The organism is Melghirimyces thermohalophilus (genome assembly GCF_900102685.1).
GTDB classification, from domain to species: domain Bacteria; phylum Bacillota; class Bacilli; order Thermoactinomycetales; family DSM-45169; genus Melghirimyces; species Melghirimyces thermohalophilus.
The window spans coordinates 38992-55285 of the sequence record NZ_FMZA01000013.1; the positions used below are offsets into that span (position 1 = coordinate 38992).

A 16294-nucleotide genomic window follows, 5' to 3' on the forward strand; every position below is an offset into this window, starting at 1 on the left:
TAGAGGAGGTGAAAACGAAATGGCAGTGAAAATCCGTCTGAAACGGATGGGTGCGAAAAAGTCGCCTTTTTACCGTTTGGTCGTGGCTGACTCCCGTGCGCCTCGCGACGGCCGGTTTATCGAGGAAATCGGGTATTACAACCCGTTGACCCAACCGGTTCAAGTGAAGATCGACGAAGAAAAAGCCATCAAATGGCTGAACACGGGTGCCCAACCTTCCGACACGGTAAAGAATCTGTTCCGTAAAGAAGGCATCATGAAAAAGATCCACGAAGCCAAGAACCAGAAGTGAATTCCCTGCCTGATGCGCTCGGGCCTGAGGGGGAATTGGATTGAAGGAACTGGTTGAAGTGATCGCAAAAGCCCTGGTCGATCACCCTGAAGCCGTTCGTGTGCAAGAACGGGAAGAGGAAGGGAACCTCGTTTTGCAGCTTTCCGTCGACCCGGAGGATACGGGGAAGGTGATCGGAAAAAAGGGGCGGATCGCCAAGGCACTCCGCACAGTGGTGGGAACCGCTGCGGTAAAAGAGAAAAAACGGGTCACAGTGGAGATCCTTTGATCGGGCAACCCGTGGAAAGGAGAGCGATCCATGCGTGAACCGGAATGGTTGACGGTCGGCCATATCGCCGGAACCCATGGCATCCGCGGGGAAGTCCGGGTGATCTCACGGACGGATTATCCGGAGAGGCGCTTCGCCTCCGGCAGCAAGCTGTTTCTGTGCCACCCGGATCGGAAACAGCGTGGCCTGTGGCTCACAGTAACATCTTCCCGACCCCACAAATCCTTTTGGCTGCTCCGATTTGAGGAGTGGGACAACGTGAATCAGGCGGAGCCCTACAAAGGAGGCACCCTGATGATCGGCCGGGAGGAAGCGGTAGGGGCGGAACCGGACGAATACTACCTGCACGAGATTGTCGGGTGCGGGGTTTTCACCACCGACGGGGAGAGAATCGGGACCGTTACCGATATCCTGCAACCTGGCGCCAACGATGTGTGGGTGGTCAAAAGGGATACCGGCGGTGAACTGCTTATCCCCTTTATCGCCCCCGTTGTGAAGGATGTGGATCCCGAGGAGGAACGGGTGACCATCCAGTGGATGGAAGGGTTGGAGTGATTGAGGTGACAAACCCGTGCATTTCGATGTGTTGACGTTATTCCCGGAGATGTTTGAGGGATTTTTCTCCTCCAGCATCTTAAAACGGGCGTTGGATCGGGAGCTGGTAACCGCTTCTGTGATCAACTTCCGGGACTACAGCACCAACAAACACCGCACCGTCGATGATACACCTTACGGCGGCGGCGGGGGAATGGTGTTGAAGCCGGAACCGCTCTTTTATGCGGTGGAGGCGATCACCAACGAGGCAGCTGCCCGTCCTCCGGTGGTGATGATGAGCCCCCAGGGAACTCCCTATACGCAGAAAAAAGCGGAGGAGCTGGCCGGTTACGACCGCCTGATTCTGCTTTGCGGCCATTATGAGGGATTTGACGAACGGATCCGTGAGCATCTAGTGGACGACGAAATCTCCATCGGCGATTACGTGCTGACTGGAGGCGAACTGCCCGCCATGGTGCTGATGGACAGTGTGATCCGATTGATTCCTGGGGTCTTGGGCAACGAATCCTCGGCGGAGGCCGACTCATTTTCAACGGGTCTTTTGGAATATCCCCAATATACCCGGCCTGCCGAGTTCCGCGACTGGGCCGTTCCTGACGTATTGCTGTCGGGAAACCATAAGGAAATCGATCAGTGGCGGCGGCGTCAATCGCTTCTTCGTACCTTGGAGCGTCGGCCGGATCTGCTGGAGAAGCAAGATTTGTCCGAGGAAGAACGGGCCTGGCTTTCCCAACAGCAGAAGCAGCGTCGGGAAAGTTAGTCCTTCGGGGGCTCAATTGTTTTCACAGTTTCCATGTGATAAAATGGATCTTGTGCTCGACGAGTGTTCGGTCCGCTAGATGAATAGAGACTTGATGGAGGGAAGGAGGGAAACCCATGAACGAACTTGTACGCCAAATCGGTGAAGAACAACTGCGCAAAGATACGCCTCAGTTTCGCGCCGGTGACACGGTCCGTGTTCACGTGAAGGTTGTCGAAGGGCAGCGTGAACGGATTCAGGTCTTTGAAGGAGTTGTGATCCAGCGTCGCGGCGAAGGAATTTCCGAGACATTTACGGTCCGGAAAGTCTCTTACGGTATCGGCGTGGAGCGGACGTTCCCGCTTCATTCCCCTCGTGTTGATAAAATTGAAGTGATCCGCCGCGGGAAAGTGCGCCGTGCTAAGCTGTACTATCTGCGGAAATTGCAAGGTAAAGCTGCTCGGATCAAGGAAATTCATTAATTGGGATGAAGGGCTTGGGGGTCTCAAGCCCTTTTATCGCTTACTATCTGAAATCTCCGTATTCTTGTTGGTTGATCGCGAGAGTCAGGAGGAGCTTCATGAGCGAGTTCACCCCCCGTTCCGCCAAACATGGGAGACGAAGGAGGCGGGGAAACGATGAAGCATGGGAGTGGGTGCAAGCCCTAGCCGTTGCTGTGGTTCTGGCATTGATCATCCGCTATTTTATCTTTTCCCCCTTCAGCGTTTCCGGTCCCTCCATGATGTCCACCCTGCATAACAATGATTTGGTGATCGTAAACAAGGTGCTTTACATGTTTCGTGATCCAAAACCTGGAGAAGTGATCGTTTTTCACGCCACGGAGGAAAAAGATTACATTAAGCGGGTCATTGCGCTGCCGGGCCAAACGGTCTCCGCGTATAACAACGTGGTGCGGGTCAATGGTGAAAGCATTGAGGAGCCATACATAGATGAAGGAAACCGGACGGCTGATTTCGGACCTGTGAAAGTCCCGGAAGGGCATGTGTTTGTCATGGGTGATAACCGAATGAACAGCAGCGATAGCCGCAATCCGGAGGTGGGTCCCGTCCCCATCGATCATGTTGTGGGAAGGGCGGACGTGATTTTCTGGCCGTTGAAAGATTTTCAGGTTTTGTGGTGAGCAGGTGATCCAATATGACGATTCAGTGGTTTCCCGGACATATGGCCAAAGCCCGTCGCCAAGTGGAGGAAAAATTAAAGCAAGTGGATTTGGTCCTGGAGCTCGTGGATGCACGATTACCCCTGTCCAGCCGCAATCCGATGATCGATCAGCTGGTTCAGGGAAAATCGCGGATCATTCTGTTGACCAAAAACGATTTAGCCGATCCAAAGGCAACCCGGCAATGGTCGGAAACCTTCCGTGAAGGCAAAACACAGGCGCTTTCCATGGATCTGCTATCAGGCTCCGGAGTGAAGGCCCTCTTTTCCATCAGCCAGGACCTGATGAAGGAGAAAATCGAAGCCCAGGCCAAAAAAGGAATTCGACGCCATCGCATTCGGGCGATGGTGTTGGGGGTGCCCAACGTAGGCAAATCGGCCTTGATCAATCGACTGGCCAAGAAGAACATCGCCAAAACCGGCGACCGACCAGGCGTGACCAAAGCTCAACAATGGATTAAGCTGGAAAATGGGATGGAGCTTCTGGATACCCCAGGTATTTTGTGGCCCAAATTTGAAGATCGGGACGTGGGTTTGCGTTTGGCTGCCAGCGGAGCTATCAAGGAAGAGATCTTGTCTATAGACGAGATCGGCCTATATCTTATCAGTTACTTATCCCGAAAATATCCTGACTCCCTGCGGAAACGGTACAATCTGGAGGAGGTCGAAGGCCAAGAAGGATTGGCGCTTTTGGAACAGGTGGGCAAACGGCGGGGTTGCATGCGAAAAGGCGGGGAAGTCGATTTGGAAAAGGCGGCGGAAATCGTCCTACGAGATTTTCGTTCCGGCCGGTTGGGGAGGATCTCCCTGGAATTTCCAGTGGATTGGGAGGAGGAGATGGATGAAAGTAAAAGGGACCATCCGTGAGATTGCGGATCGCTTGTCGAGAGAAAAAAACATCTCTGAGTCCGATCTGAATGCACTTCTATCGGATCCCCGGGCCGGCGTACAGAAGCTGGCTCGTTCTTATTTGAAAAAGCGGGAAGCCGAGCGGCGTGAACAGAAACGGATCGAAGAGATGTGGCAGTTTGAGCGTACATATCGTGAGCGTGGATACCGTTTGATCGCCGGTGTGGATGAAGCAGGCCGTGGGCCCTTGGCCGGTCCGGTCGTAGCGGCTGCGGTGATCCTTCCGGATGGTTTTGATGCTCGAGGTCTCAATGATTCCAAAAAATTGACTCGGGATGAGCGGCTTTCCCTCCGAAGCCGGATCGAAGCCGAGGCGACCGCCATCGGGGTTGGGGTTGTGGATCATGGCTACATCGATCAACATAATATTCTCCAAGCGACCTATGAGGCAGTGCGCCGAGCAGTGGCCCAATTGGATCCGAAACCGGATTGTCTCTTGTTGGATGCGCTGCGTGTCCCTGGTATCACACTGGAGCAACAGGATATCGTGAAGGGTGACGCCCTCAGCCATTCCATCGCAGCCGCTTCTATCATCGCCAAAACGGTTCGCGATGACTGGATGATGGAAGCAGGCAAGCGATATCCCCAATATGGGTTTGAGTCCCATGTCGGTTACAGCACCCCTGACCATCTGGCTGCTTTGGACCGGTGGGGTGTCTCCCCCATCCATCGAAAGAGCTTTGCACCGGTAAAAGAACGAGCGAAAAAGGAGTGGTCCCGATAAGATGGCGGGAATCACTCCTTTTTATGTGGTGAAAAACGGAATTTTGGTGTAAAATGGCGAAAAATCCACAAAAGGTGGTGATCGGTTGGATAGGGATCGCAGACGGGAGACCGGCAGGATCGGTGAAAAGGTGGCGGCTGATTATTTGCGGAACAAGGGATACAGGATTCTGGACACCAATTGGCGTAACCGGTTGGGGGAATTGGATCTCGTGACGGAAAAGGAAGGCCAACTGGTGATTGTGGAAGTGCGCACCACCCGCGGCAGCCGCTACGGTTTTGGCTTCCAATCCATCGATAGAAAGAAACAACAACAGGTGCGAAAGTTGGCCCTCTCTTATCTACAACAGAACCATCATGGGTCGATCCCTTTTCGCATCGATGTCATCTCTGTTCTGTTAAACGATTCCAGCAAACCGGCGCGGATTGATCACCTGGAAGGGGTGATCTGATACCTTGCATTAGACCGCTTCCAGGTGGCGATTCAGCAGTTCCTGGTAAAGTTCCTCTCCCCCGATATGAACACGCAACGACACTTGATCACGGCCGTGTTCCTGCCACTGGTACAGCTGTTGAAAGATGAGGTAGATACATTTTTTCACTTCAATGTGGGGATACAGTTTCAAATCGACAAAGAAGCTGTACAGGTTGGAATCATCTACTGTGTGGTGAACCACCTTCATCGCAGCAAAGGTTTCTTCCAGCCCGTTTAATATGTGGACCATCCACTCCGGGCGGCCAGCCTTTCCAGCATCATCGAGGTAGTGAATGGTAAAGCCCATCATGGGATAACGGTGAATATCCGCTTCGGTGTACTGGGCCTCCTCATCCCCTTTGGCGTCGTAAAGAAAAAACTCCAGATGATACCGCTTGGCTTCTCCTCGCTCTACTGATTTTTTTCGGGCCATCTGATGTTTCAGTCTCAATTCATCGTTTTCCTTCTTCAAGCGTCGCAACTCTCTATGTAAAGTTTCCTTATCCTCATCCCCATCGGGGTTTGGGGTGAAGTCGAAGAAGCTTTTAAGTTTCGAAAACATCTAAACTCTCCCCTCAGGAGCGAGATCACTCCTGTTCATTATATTATATAAAGAATAGCAAGAAAACCAAGCGCGGAGGTTGTATTTTTTCCCCCGCCGGAAGGACAGCAAAGCCTGTATCATGATTCGGTTCCTATTGGATAGGGGATCGAAACATGATGGATAAATGCGAATCAAAAAACACCCCAGCCCGCCGGGGAGGGGTGTTTGCGTGATTATGCACGGGAAAGGGATCCGGATGGCTTGAGGCGATGCCAGGCATATCCGATCAGGGCACCTGACAGAGCGGGGAGCAGCCAACCGATGCCTTCCGAATAGAGGGGGAGCCATCCGTAAAGGGAGTCTACCCAATCAAGCTCGATGTTCATCGCTTTTAACCCGTCTGTGATGCTGACCAGAGCGGTGCCGATCAGGGCGAATACATACATCGCCCGAAAATGATCGAAGGAACGGAACAGGCTGGCGAAAATTAGTACAATAGCCAGGGGATAAAGCATCGTCAGGACAGGTACCGAGACAGCGATGATCTGGGTCAGCCCCAGGTTGGCCACCGTCATCGAGATGATACACAGGGCCACCGCTGTCTTTTTGTAGTCCAAAGCGGGTAAAAGCTCTGAAAAGTACATGGCGCATGAGGTGATCAATCCCACGGAGGTGGTCAGACAGGCTAGAGTGACCGCTATGCCCAATAATAGGGATCCTGGTTCACCGAACAGGGCTGTTACCAAAGAGGTTAGAACTTGTCCGCCGTTTTCCGACCGGCCGAGGGAGGCACTGGTCGCCCCCAGATAGCCCAGGGTGAGGTATACTACCGTTAGACCCGCCGCTGCCACCAAACCGGCTTTTACGGTGAAGGAGATCACGGTCTTTCGGTCCTGAGCCCCTCGCTGTTTCACGGTCTGAACAGCGACAATACCAAAGACGAGGGCTGCCAACGCGTCCATGGTGAGGTATCCTTCCATAAACCCACTGAAAAAGGCTTCCTTCTGATAAACGCCAGTTGGTGCACCGATGGTCCCGACTGGATCCAACAAACTTTTCACCAACATGGTGGCGATGATCACCAAGAGCAGCGGAGTCAAGATGTTCCCGATCCGGTCCACCAACTTCGAGGGATTGAGGGAGAGCCAAAAGGTGAGAGCAAAAAAGATCAAAGAATATAAGAGCATCGGCCAACCGGAAGGATCGACTCCCGCAGGCAGAAAGGGGCGTGCTCCCATTTCAAAGGCGACACTAGCCGTTCGCGGCGTCGCGAACAAGGGACCGATCACAAAATAGATGGCGACGGTGAAGGCCAGTCCAAACCAGGGGTGAACCCGGCTGCTAATTTTCTGTAGGCTTCCCCCGGTGACAGCGATAGCGATCACCCCCAGGAGGGGAAGCCCGACGGCGGTGAGGATAAAGCCGGCCATTCCGGGCCATACATGGGAGCCGGCGGCCTGACCCAGGGCTGGTGGGAAGATCATGTTACCGGCTCCGAAAAAGAGAGCCAACATCATCAATCCAATGGATATAATATCTTTCGTGGATGGTTTACTCATATTAACTACTCCCTGTATTCTGAAATGGTTGATAAGTGCGGATGAAATTTTCTGATTTCCACTATATCAAACCCTTCTACATTTGAATAGCGGTTATGTAAGGAAAGATAAACCAGTAGAAGCGAAAGGAGCATTGCAGATGGGCCCGATCATCGCCATGGGGGGTGGAGGCTTCTCCATGGAGCCAGAGAATCCGCTTTTGGATCAATATGTGCTGAAACAATCTGGGAAAAAGAAACCGAAGGTTTGTTTTGTTTCTACCGCCAGTGGGGATTCCGTCGATTATATCCGACGTTTTTACCGGGCGTTCAAAAAGTTGGACTGCGAACCTTCCCGGTTGACGCTGTTTCCACCTCCCACCTCCGATTTGGAGGATTATGTGATGGATAAGGATATAATATACGTCGGTGGGGGTAATACAAAAAACCTGGTAGCCCTGTGGAAGGCATGGGAGTTGGATCGAATCTTCCGCAAGGCCTGGGAAGAGGGGAAAGTGTTGGCCGGTATCAGTGCCGGCGCCATCTGTTGGTTTGAGGAGGCGGTCACCGATTCCGTTCCTGGCCGGATCAGCCGGGTGGAAGGCCTCGGGTTTTTGGAGGGGAGTGCCTGTCCCCACTTCGATGGGCAAGAAGAACGTCGCCCCGGCTTTCACCGTCTGTTACGGGAGGGAGCCATCGGAGACGGTGTGGCTGCCGACGATGGTGCCGCTCTTCACTTTTTAGGAAAAGAGTTAAAACAGGTAGTCACCTCCCGTCCCCGGGCCAAAGCGTACCGGTTGCAGCGAAGGGGCGACCGAGTGGTGGAGAGGGAGCTGGAGTCTGTCTATTTAGGTGAGAAGGGATGAATCAACGGAATGGATCGATGAGCGCCTGAGGGCGCTCTTTTTGATGGATGAAGGTAAAAATGTTTTCCACAAGACATACTAAGCAAAAGGATGTCAACAAAGCTCGTGACAAAGATGGGTTTTCTTTAAATTGAGAAGGCGGTGAAACCGTTTTATCCTTGAGATAGATGGTAAAGGAGGGGAAAGCATGGGTGACAATCGAAGAAATGACTCGGAAAAAAACAGCGATTGGCGTGTAAAGATACAGCGGATGGGTAGTTTTCTCAGCGGATTGATCATGCCGAACATCGGGGCATTTATCGCTTGGGGGTTGATTACCGCCCTCTTTATCCCGTCGGGGTGGCTGCCCAATGAAAATCTGGCTAAACTGGTCGATCCGATGATCAAATACCTGTTGCCCTTGTTGATCGGATTTACCGGCGGCAATATGATTTACGGTGCCCGCGGCGGCGTTGTAGGTGCCACCGCCACCATCGGTGTGATCATCGGGGCGGACATTCCGATGTTCCTGGGTGCTATGTTGATGGGGCCTGTGGCTGGTTGGGTGATCAAGCAGGTGGATCGCCTGTTTGAAGGAAAAGTGCGTTCTGGTTTTGAAATGCTGGTCAACAACTTTTCCGCCGGTATTGTGGCCGCTCTCCTCACCATTGCCGCCTATCTCGCAATCGGACCGGTGGTATTGGGGTTGAACAAACTGCTGGCTGCCGGTGTGGGGTGGATCATCGGTGCGGGGTTGTTGCCTCTGGCCAACCTGTTTATCGAACCGGCCAAGGTGTTGTTCCTGAATAACGCCATCAACCACGGCATCTTGAGTCCGATCGGCGTGGATCAGGCCAGCCGGACCGGAGAGTCGATTCTATTTCTGCTGGAGTCCAATCCGGGCCCCGGTCTGGGCATTTTGGCCGCATACTGGTTGGTAGGTAAAGGCATGGCGAAACAATCGGCACCAGGGGCCGCTGTGATTCATTTTCTCGGCGGTATTCATGAGATTTATTTCCCGTACATCCTCATGAAACCGGCTCTGATCCTGGCTGCGATCGCCGGCGGCATCAGCGGGGTCTTTGTCTTCTCTTTATTTGGTGCCGGGTTGGTAGCGGTTCCCTCACCAGGCAGCATCTTCGCCCTGCTGGCGATGACTCCCCGCGGCGGTTATCTTGGCGTCTTGGCAGGGGTGCTGACAGCGACGGTCGTCTCCTTCCTGGTCGCTTCCCTGTTCCTGAAACGAAGTCCCGACACCGACGGGGACTTGGCGACAGCCACCCGCACCATGGAATCGATGAAAGGGAAGAAAAGTATGGCGGCGTCCGAGATGGTTAAAGAGCCGGTGAAAGAGGAGACTCCGGAACCGAAACCGGATCAGGAAAAGGATGTCAACAAAATCGTCTTCGCCTGTGATGCCGGCATGGGCTCCAGCGCCATGGGTGCCTCGGTTCTGAAAAGCAAGGTGGATAAAGCGGGGCTCGATATTGAGGTGACCAACACGGCGATCAGCAAATTGCCTGCAGATGCCGATATCGTCATCACTCATAAAAACCTGACGGATCGGGCCAAGGAAAAGTTGCCTGGGGCCCGGCACATTTCCGTCGATAATTTCTTGGCCAGCCCTGAATACGACGCCCTTGTAAACCGGCTGAAGGAAGATGATTCGTAAAAGCAGGTGAACCCCCATGTACTTCACTTCCAGGGAACGAGCGCTCCTTCGTCTGTTAACCGGTGAGGTGCGTCACTGGACCGTGGCGGAGTTGGCGGAAGCCCTCGGTGTCAGTACGCGTACCATCCACCGGGATCTCGCCGGACTCGAGTCGACACTGGACGAGTTTGGTCTCGTCCTGCAGAAACAGGCGGGACGTGGGATTTTTCTTCAGGGGGATGCTGCTGGAGAGGAGTCCCTCCGAGCTGTCCTGGCCAACACACCGGAAAGGGACTACACCCCGGTGGAACGGGAAGTATATCTTCTCTGCACATTGCTTGATGCATCGGAACCGGTGAAATTGGCTGCCTTGGCGGCGGATCTCGGTGTGACCCCGGCTACGATCCGTCACGATCTCGACCGCGTCCAAGTATGGTTGCAGTCCTTCGACCTTACGTTGCTCATACAGCGGGGTTGGGGCGTTCAGGTACTCGGTGGGGAAAAGGAACGGCGATCAGCGATGCGGAGCCTGCTCGCCGATCATTTTGACGAAGGGGAGATCCTGGGGATCATGAAACGCTCCCTCACTCGTCAATCCCCCGAACTTTCCGGGGCGATTACCGAACGGTTGTTAGGGCTGATGGAGCGGGAGCGGCTGATCCAGGTGGAACGTGTCGTTCAGGAAGAGATCAAAAACCTCCCCTATTCCCTGGCAGACGCCGCCTATGTGGGGCTGGTCGTTCATTTGGCCCTGGCTATAGAACGGATCCAACAGGGAGAAATGCTCTCCTTTGACCCGAGCATGATAGAAGATCGAGCGGGCACAGAGGAGCAAAAGGTGGCCGAGAGGATCGCCGAAAGGCTGTCCAAGCATCTCGGCTTAACCTTTCCTGAAGCGGAGGTGGCCAATATCCTCCTCCATCTGCGGGGAGCGAAATTGGGCACCGATCAGGGATACTGGTTCCGGGAAGGCGCCGGAACGGTGGTGGAGGAGACCGGGGAATTGATCCGTCGTGTGGGTGAGGAGCTGGGTGTCTCCCTGGCTGAGGATCCTTCTTTGACAGAAGGGTTGCTCGCTCATCTGGAACGGGCTGTTTACCGACTGCGAGAAAACCTGCCGATCCACAATCCGCTGCTTCCCCGCATTGAAAAAGAGTATCCGGTGTTATTTGATGCGGTAGAGAAAGCGATGGCGGAAGTGTTCCCATCAAAATCGGTGCCCCGGGAGGAGATCGGTTATCTGGTGATGCATTTCGGGGCCGCCTTGGAAAGGAGGCGGCGGGGGCGTCCCCGGCGTGCCCTGGTGGTTTGCGCCAGCGGCATCGGCACGTCGAAATTGCTGGCGAGCCGCCTGCAAGCGGAATTCCCTCAGATCGCTGGAGTGGAGACGGCCTCCTTCTTGGAATGGCCGGGTAAGGATCCCCGGGATTATGATCTGATCCTCTCCACCATCCCTTTGGATCTGGAGGAGGGGGCCTATCTCCGTGTTCATCCTTACCTGACAGACCAGGACCTCTCCCGTATCCGGGCCCGGTTAAAGGAAACGGGACCAAGCATGCTGAACAGAGACATGCCGCCGGCGACGGAAGCCTCGGACGCCGACGTGATTATGGACACGTTAGAGGGCCTCCGGCAGGCAGTGGACGGCATCCTGATGATCCTTCGAGGCTTTTCTTACAGGGAGATTTCCGAGGGGGCTACGCTTTCGGAGGTTTTATATCAGGCTTGTCGGCGGTTGGAAGCAGAGGGGGTGCTTCGTGAACCGGCTGCGGTGACCGATCGGTTGTTGCAACGGCAGCAGTTAGGGGGACTCGGCATCCCGGGCACCGGATTGGCTCTGTTTCATGCGCGGTCTGACGAGATTCTTCGTCCTTCCTTTACCGCTTATGATTTGGCACAACCGATCGAGCTAAAGGGAATGGATGGGGAAAAGATGAAGATGACGGGCCTTTTGATGCTGTTGGCACCGGAAACGGGGATGGAAAGCCTCGTCGGTTCACTGAGCAGGATCAGCGCTCTCATCGTTGAGGCTCCAACTGTTTTTCAATCCAAAGATGAAAGCGGCATTCGCGGTTTTCTGGCAGAGCAACTTAATCGAAGTCTGTTTGAAAAGATCGAAGAACAAAGGAGAGTGTAAATATGAACGGGGATGTTTTAAATGAAAACACGGTTCTCCTCAATGCCCGTGCAGAGGATAAAGAAGAGGCGATTCGGATGGCGGGGGGCCTCTTGGTCGATCAGGGGTATGCGGACGCTACCTACATCGATAAAATGATGGAACGGGAAGCCTCTCACACCACCTATATCGGAAATTCCGTTGCCATTCCTCATGGAACGGAGGAGGGGAAAGAGCATATCCACCGCTCGGGAATCTCCATTGTCCAGTTGCCGGAAGGCGTCGATTTCGGCGACGGACAAATCGCCAAAATCGTGATCGGTATCGCCGGTAAAGGGGATGAACACATGGATATGCTTTCCAAGATCGCACTGGTTGTCTCGGAAGAGGAGAACGTGACCCAAATGGTAAAAGCTGCCTCGAAAGAGGAGCTTCTGGCCATGTTCCAAGGAGTGAACTGAGCATGCAGGCGGTCCATTTCGGTGCAGGCAACATCGGTCGAGGGTTTATCGGCGCGCAGCTCAGCCGCTCCGGTTACCAGGTGTGCTTCGTCGACGTGCAAGCCCCCCTGGTGGAAGCGCTGCGGGAGCGGGATAGCTACACCGTCCAGCTCTTAGGCGAAGAGCCGTCAGCAGTGCGCGTGTCAGGGGTGACCGCCTTCAACAGCCAGACGGAGCCGGAGCGGGTGGCTGAGGCGATCGCCGCGGCCGATCTTGTCACCACGGCAGTGGGGCCTCATGTGTTAAAAGCGATCGCGTCACTGATTGCTGAGGGGATCAAGCTGCGGTTAAAGCGGAAGACTCCCCCGCTCAATGTCGTCGCCTGTGAAAACATGTTGCAGGGTTCCACGTTGTTAAAAAAGGAAGTGGCTGCACACCTGTCGGCGACGGAACAAGCGGAATTGGCCGATCGCGTCGGATTTCCCGACGCTGCTGTCGACCGGATCGTCCCCGTACAGAGCGGGACGGATCTTTTGGAAGTAGCGGTGGAGCCCTTTTACGAATGGGTGATCGATCGAACCGGAATCAAGGGAGAAGTGCCGCCGGTTAAGGGGGTTACCTATGTAGATGACCTCACACCGTACATCGAGCGGAAACTGTACACAGTAAACACGGGCCATGCGGTCTGCGCCTATACCGGGCGCATCTTGGGGTATGAAACGATCCAACAGGCGATCAAAGATTCACGGGTGGCTGAGATCGTCAGCGGTGCGCTGGAGGAGACGGGTGCTTTATTGGTGGCTAAACACGATTTTGATAAAGGAGAACACCAAGCATACATCCAGCGCATGTTGGATCGCTTCCGGAATCCTCACCTCACCGACCCGGTTGCCCGCGTCGGCCGTTCACCCCTTCGCAAACTGAAGCGGACCGATCGCCTCGTCGGCCCCGCCCTCCAACTGATCGAAGAGGGGATCACCCCGGAACATCTGGCCACCGGAATCGCCGCTGCCTTCTTTTTCGATGAGCCCGAGGACCCGGAAGCGGTGGAACTGCAGCAAATTCTAGATCGAGACGGTGTCGCCGGCGCCTTGCAGATCGTCGCCGATCTCCCCCGGGATTCACAGTTGACGCGGTTGGTGGTCCAACGGTACCAAAGATGGCAAGAAAAAATAGAGGGTTAAAGGATTCCTGAACTTCCTTCCAGTGATGACGGAGGGAAGTTTTTTTGTGTTTGTTCATCCATTTGTGCTGAACTTCTCATTGGTTTCTTACCAAACCTTAATCTGAGCTCTTTATGATTGACTCAGAGTAAAGGAGTGAGCAGTCAATGAGGATTTTGCTTGTGCCATCAGGGTTTAAAGAGAGTATCAGTGCAGAAAAGGCTGCTATCTGCATGAAAAATGGGATCCGGCGTGTCTTGTCAAAGGCGAAGGTGGTTTCCCTTCCCTTGGTGGATGGCGGTGAGGGTTTTGTGAACACCATGGTAAAGTGGACACAAGGGAGCCTCAGTCATCAGTTGGTAACCGGTCCGATCCGTCAACAAACAGAAGCTTCAATCGGCTTTTTAGGATATTCATCACCAAAAACCGCGGTAATCGAGGTCGCTTCTGCGGCGGGATTAAAATGGGTGCCGAGAGATCAACGGAATCCGGAACGAACCACTTCTTACGGGGTCGGCGAATTGATCTGTGCTGCACTGGATCAGGGAGCGAAACGCATTTTAATCGGCTGTGGGGACTCCGGAACCCATGACGGCGGAATCGGAATGGCCCAGGCCCTGGGTGTCCGCTTTCTAGATCCGTCGGGGCACCGGATCGATGTTCGAGAAGGGGCGCATGTGATCGGGCAGATCGCATCGATCGATCTGTCAACCATCGATCCCCGTCTCCAGCAGGTGTCGATCGATGTGGCTTGCAATTGGCATAACATCCTTTGCGGACCCCATGGGGTTACAAGGGTCTTTGGACGGCAAAAAGGGGCGACGGAAAAACAATTGCTGCGATTGGAGAAGAGTTTTGAACACCTATCGACCCTCATTGAGAAAACGACAGGTCATACCGTGGATCAAATTCCAGGTGGGGGTGCCTCCGGAGGGTTGGGTGCCGGTTTGTACGGTTTGCTTGGAGCCACGCTACACCCTCGGTATGATATCATTATGAAGCAGTTGGATCTGGACCGGTATTTGCAAGAGACGGATCTTGTCTTAACAGCAGAAGGAAGCATCGATTTTCAGACACCACGAGGAAAAATTCCGGCAGAAGTGGCGACCCGAGCGAAACGTTACGGGAAACCGGTGATTGCGATTGCAGGGATGATCGGCGAGGGAGCCCGACTCAATTACCGCCACGGCATCGATGTGTATACCAGCATCTTGCAATCTCCGGTTCCATTGGAGAAAGCCATGGCGAATACAGAAGCCTGGTTGGAAGATAGCGTGGAAAGTCTGATGCGAACCCTTTGGATCGGACAAGAGCTGGCAGCCACACAATACCAGAGGCAGGTAGCTTCGGGCCAATGAGTATGGCAGAGGCAAGGGTTTCGCAGCAGACAGGGAAGCAGGACACGTCACAAAGCATGCTGAAGTGGGTATGGTGCTCGCTCTTATTGGGCGGGTTGCTTGGCTTGGCATTTTTGCCCTTAGATTTGCAAGTGGACGGGAGATTGTCCCTGATTACATTTATCGTGGCGATTTACTGTTGGACGGCTACCTCCCTCCCCACTTCATGGGTGGCTGTCGCAGCGCTCTTGTTTTTAGTCATGAGCGGAGCGACCAATCAGAACGTACTATTTTCCTCTCTGTCGTCAGATGTGATCTGGTTGATGATCGGAGCTTTCATGATCGGAGCGGCGATGCAGAAAACGGGATTGGCGGCCCGAGTCACTTTGCTGCTCACATCTAGAGCTAAGACCGTTCCCGGTTTGTTTTTATTGCTCACCTTGGTAATTCAGTTTTTGACGCTACTGATCCCCTCTACCTCTGGACGAGCCTCGGTGTTGATCCCGATATTCCGAGATTTATCCGAGGAGGTTCAACATGAGAAGGTAACCAAGGGGCTATCTCTGCTGATTCCGACGATCATTCTCATCGCGACCAGCTCCACTTTGTTGGGAGCCAGCTCTCATTTTATCGTCAATAATTATCTGCGATCCTTGGGAGAAGAAGAGATATCCTTTCTCACATGGATCGTGTGGGGGGCTCCCTTTGCGTTGGTGGCCAGCATGGTTGCTTGCTTCTTTATTATCACTCGTTTCCTCGACAGGGAGGCACGGGGGATCTCTCTAGCCCCAAAACAGATGGCGCCGGCGGGTGACCTGACCCAAAAGGAAAGCATCACGTCGATGGTTCTGGGTGCGATGGTGTTGCTCTGGACCACCGAATCGATTCACGGGATCGATATGGTAACCGTCACCATTTACGGAGCCCTACTCCTCACTGCCCCAAAAGTGGGGTCCCTCCCTTGGAAAGAAGGGATCCAATCCGTTCCGTGGAATCTGATTCTCTTTGTGGCGGCGGCGATCGCCCTGGGCGACTCTTTGACGGAAACCGGCGCGGCGGACTGGCTGGTCGGGAATTTGTTAGCCATGACAAAAAGCTTCCTGTTCCAGTCGGAGTTTATGACGCTCTTGCTGGTCACGCTCATATGTTTGACTGCCCATCTCTACCTGCCCTCTCATACGACGAGAGCGATCATTTTCACTCCACCCCTTCTCTCCCTGGGCATGGCCGAAGGGATCGATGTGGTAGCCATGTCATTTTTGATGATGGTGGGCATGAACTTTTGTCTCACTTTCCCCGTCAGCTCGAAAGCATTGATGATCTATTTTGATGAAAACAAAAGCTTCCGAGCCGATGATTTGCGACGGCTGAGCCAGGTCATGTCGATCATCTATCTGGGGTTGATGATTCTGTTTTACTATACCTATTGGGAGTGGACAGGCTTAACCTTGTAAAGGACAGGGGAGCCTGTCCTTTCATTTAATAAATTTCATCTGCCCCTGTTTACAGGAAGATATTTGT

At 53.8% G+C, this 16294-nt stretch carries 18 protein-coding genes; 16 read left to right on the plus strand and 2 right to left on the minus strand.

Annotated features, from left to right (window positions below):
- Positions 1 to 19: 19 nt before the first annotated feature.
- The 9 genes from rpsP (at position 20) to BLP91_RS10735 (ending at position 5117) form a co-directional block, all read left to right on the plus strand.
- A complete protein-coding gene (rpsP, locus tag BLP91_RS10695) occupies positions 20 to 292 on the plus strand; it encodes a 30S ribosomal protein S16 (RefSeq protein WP_091570698.1) in 273 nt (90 codons plus the stop codon).
- A 40-nt stretch (positions 293 to 332) separates the two neighbouring features.
- On the plus strand, positions 333 to 560 hold the full coding sequence (locus BLP91_RS10700; RefSeq protein WP_091570702.1) for a KH domain-containing protein: 228 nt from the start codon (positions 333 to 335) through the stop codon (positions 558 to 560).
- Positions 561 to 590: 30 nt separating this feature from the next.
- Positions 591 to 1115, plus strand: coding sequence for a ribosome maturation factor RimM (gene rimM, locus BLP91_RS10705; protein WP_091570705.1), 525 nt, complete (start codon positions 591 to 593; stop codon positions 1113 to 1115).
- 16 nt (positions 1116 to 1131) lie between these two features.
- Complete coding sequence (gene trmD / locus BLP91_RS10710; protein WP_091570710.1) at positions 1132 to 1875, plus strand: tRNA (guanosine(37)-N1)-methyltransferase TrmD; 744 nt, start codon at positions 1132 to 1134, stop codon at positions 1873 to 1875.
- A gap of 116 nt (positions 1876 to 1991) precedes the next feature.
- Positions 1992 to 2336, plus strand: coding sequence for a 50S ribosomal protein L19 (gene rplS, locus BLP91_RS10715; RefSeq protein WP_091570713.1), 345 nt, complete (start codon positions 1992 to 1994; stop codon positions 2334 to 2336).
- 98 nt (positions 2337 to 2434) lie between these two features.
- A complete protein-coding gene (gene lepB / locus BLP91_RS10720) occupies positions 2435 to 2995 on the plus strand; it encodes a signal peptidase I (RefSeq protein ID WP_091570717.1) in 561 nt (186 codons plus the stop codon).
- 14 nt (positions 2996 to 3009) lie between these two features.
- Positions 3010 to 3900 (plus strand): ribosome biogenesis GTPase YlqF, encoded by an 891-nt coding sequence (gene ylqF / locus BLP91_RS10725; RefSeq protein WP_091570720.1) that lies wholly within the window; start codon positions 3010 to 3012, stop codon positions 3898 to 3900.
- On the plus strand, positions 3875 to 4666 hold the full coding sequence (locus BLP91_RS10730) for a ribonuclease HII (protein WP_091570722.1): 792 nt from the start codon (positions 3875 to 3877) through the stop codon (positions 4664 to 4666). Before ylqF ends, BLP91_RS10730 begins: the two co-directional genes overlap by 26 nt.
- Before the next feature lie 85 nt (positions 4667 to 4751).
- Positions 4752 to 5117, plus strand: coding sequence for a YraN family protein (locus BLP91_RS10735; RefSeq protein ID WP_091570725.1), 366 nt, complete (start codon positions 4752 to 4754; stop codon positions 5115 to 5117).
- Positions 5118 to 5126: 9 nt separating this feature from the next.
- Here BLP91_RS10735 and BLP91_RS10740 read toward each other — a convergent pair whose 3' ends face one another.
- Together BLP91_RS10740 and brnQ are read right to left on the minus strand one after the other, a co-directional pair.
- Positions 5127 to 5702, minus strand: a complete 576-nt coding sequence (locus BLP91_RS10740; RefSeq protein WP_091570727.1) for a hypothetical protein — start codon at positions 5700 to 5702, stop codon at positions 5127 to 5129.
- 215 nt (positions 5703 to 5917) lie between these two features.
- Positions 5918 to 7243: a branched-chain amino acid transport system II carrier protein gene (gene brnQ, locus BLP91_RS10745; RefSeq protein ID WP_091570730.1), complete on the minus strand. Its 1326-nt coding sequence runs from the start codon at positions 7241 to 7243 to the stop codon at positions 5918 to 5920.
- Positions 7244 to 7382: 139 nt separating this feature from the next.
- Here brnQ and BLP91_RS10750 point away from each other — a divergent pair, with 139 nt between their 5' ends.
- The 7 genes from BLP91_RS10750 to BLP91_RS10780 all read left to right on the plus strand — a co-directional run bounded on the left by BLP91_RS10750 (position 7383) and on the right by BLP91_RS10780 (position 16227).
- Entirely contained in the window at positions 7383 to 8087 is a 705-nt protein-coding gene (locus tag BLP91_RS10750; RefSeq protein ID WP_091570733.1) for a Type 1 glutamine amidotransferase-like domain-containing protein, read from the plus strand.
- Positions 8088 to 8274: 187 nt separating this feature from the next.
- On the plus strand, positions 8275 to 9738 hold the full coding sequence (locus tag BLP91_RS10755) for a PTS mannitol transporter subunit IIBC (protein WP_091570735.1): 1464 nt from the start codon (positions 8275 to 8277) through the stop codon (positions 9736 to 9738).
- Between the two features lie 16 nt (positions 9739 to 9754).
- Positions 9755 to 11854 carry a BglG family transcription antiterminator gene (locus tag BLP91_RS10760; protein WP_091570738.1) on the plus strand — a complete coding sequence of 700 codons (2100 nt, stop codon included), beginning with the start codon at positions 9755 to 9757 and terminating at the stop codon, positions 11852 to 11854.
- A 2-nt stretch (positions 11855 to 11856) separates the two neighbouring features.
- Positions 11857 to 12294: a PTS mannitol transporter subunit IIA gene (locus BLP91_RS10765; RefSeq protein ID WP_091570740.1), complete on the plus strand. Its 438-nt coding sequence runs from the start codon at positions 11857 to 11859 to the stop codon at positions 12292 to 12294.
- A 2-nt stretch (positions 12295 to 12296) separates the two neighbouring features.
- Entirely contained in the window at positions 12297 to 13457 is a 1161-nt protein-coding gene (locus BLP91_RS10770) for a mannitol-1-phosphate 5-dehydrogenase (protein WP_091570743.1), read from the plus strand.
- Between the two features lie 146 nt (positions 13458 to 13603).
- Positions 13604 to 14794 carry a glycerate kinase family protein gene (locus BLP91_RS10775; RefSeq protein ID WP_091570746.1) on the plus strand — a complete coding sequence of 397 codons (1191 nt, stop codon included), beginning with the start codon at positions 13604 to 13606 and terminating at the stop codon, positions 14792 to 14794.
- On the plus strand, positions 14791 to 16227 hold the full coding sequence (locus BLP91_RS10780) for an SLC13 family permease (RefSeq protein WP_091570748.1): 1437 nt from the start codon (positions 14791 to 14793) through the stop codon (positions 16225 to 16227). The genes BLP91_RS10775 and BLP91_RS10780 overlap by 4 nt, the downstream gene beginning before the upstream one ends.
- The last annotated feature ends 67 nt before the right edge of the window (positions 16228 to 16294 follow it).

Excerpts from the sequence above, each read along its gene's own strand:
- rpsP (WP_091570698.1), top strand. The coding sequence starts at position 20 with ATGGCAGTGAAAATCCGTCTGAAACGGATGGGTGCGAAAAAGTCGCCT.
- rimM (WP_091570705.1), top strand. The coding sequence starts at position 591 with ATGCGTGAACCGGAATGGTTGACGGTCGGCCATATCGCCGGAACCCAT.
- rplS (WP_091570713.1), top strand. The coding sequence starts at position 1,992 with ATGAACGAACTTGTACGCCAAATCGGTGAAGAACAACTGCGCAAAGAT.
- lepB (WP_091570717.1), top strand. The coding sequence starts at position 2,435 with ATGAGCGAGTTCACCCCCCGTTCCGCCAAACATGGGAGACGAAGGAGG.
- ylqF (WP_091570720.1), top strand. The coding sequence starts at position 3,010 with ATGACGATTCAGTGGTTTCCCGGACATATGGCCAAAGCCCGTCGCCAA.
- BLP91_RS10730 (WP_091570722.1), top strand. The coding sequence starts at position 3,875 with ATGAAAGTAAAAGGGACCATCCGTGAGATTGCGGATCGCTTGTCGAGA.
- BLP91_RS10740 (WP_091570727.1), bottom strand. The coding sequence starts at position 5,702 with ATGTTTTCGAAACTTAAAAGCTTCTTCGACTTCACCCCAAACCCCGAT.
- brnQ (WP_091570730.1), bottom strand. The coding sequence starts at position 7,243 with ATGAGTAAACCATCCACGAAAGATATTATATCCATTGGATTGATGATG.
- BLP91_RS10750 (WP_091570733.1), top strand. The coding sequence starts at position 7,383 with ATGGGCCCGATCATCGCCATGGGGGGTGGAGGCTTCTCCATGGAGCCA.
- BLP91_RS10755 (WP_091570735.1), top strand. The coding sequence starts at position 8,275 with ATGGGTGACAATCGAAGAAATGACTCGGAAAAAAACAGCGATTGGCGT.
- BLP91_RS10760 (WP_091570738.1), top strand. The coding sequence starts at position 9,755 with ATGTACTTCACTTCCAGGGAACGAGCGCTCCTTCGTCTGTTAACCGGT.
- BLP91_RS10765 (WP_091570740.1), top strand. The coding sequence starts at position 11,857 with ATGAACGGGGATGTTTTAAATGAAAACACGGTTCTCCTCAATGCCCGT.
- BLP91_RS10770 (WP_091570743.1), top strand. The coding sequence starts at position 12,297 with ATGCAGGCGGTCCATTTCGGTGCAGGCAACATCGGTCGAGGGTTTATC.
- BLP91_RS10775 (WP_091570746.1), top strand. The coding sequence starts at position 13,604 with ATGAGGATTTTGCTTGTGCCATCAGGGTTTAAAGAGAGTATCAGTGCA.
- BLP91_RS10780 (WP_091570748.1), top strand. The coding sequence starts at position 14,791 with ATGAGTATGGCAGAGGCAAGGGTTTCGCAGCAGACAGGGAAGCAGGAC.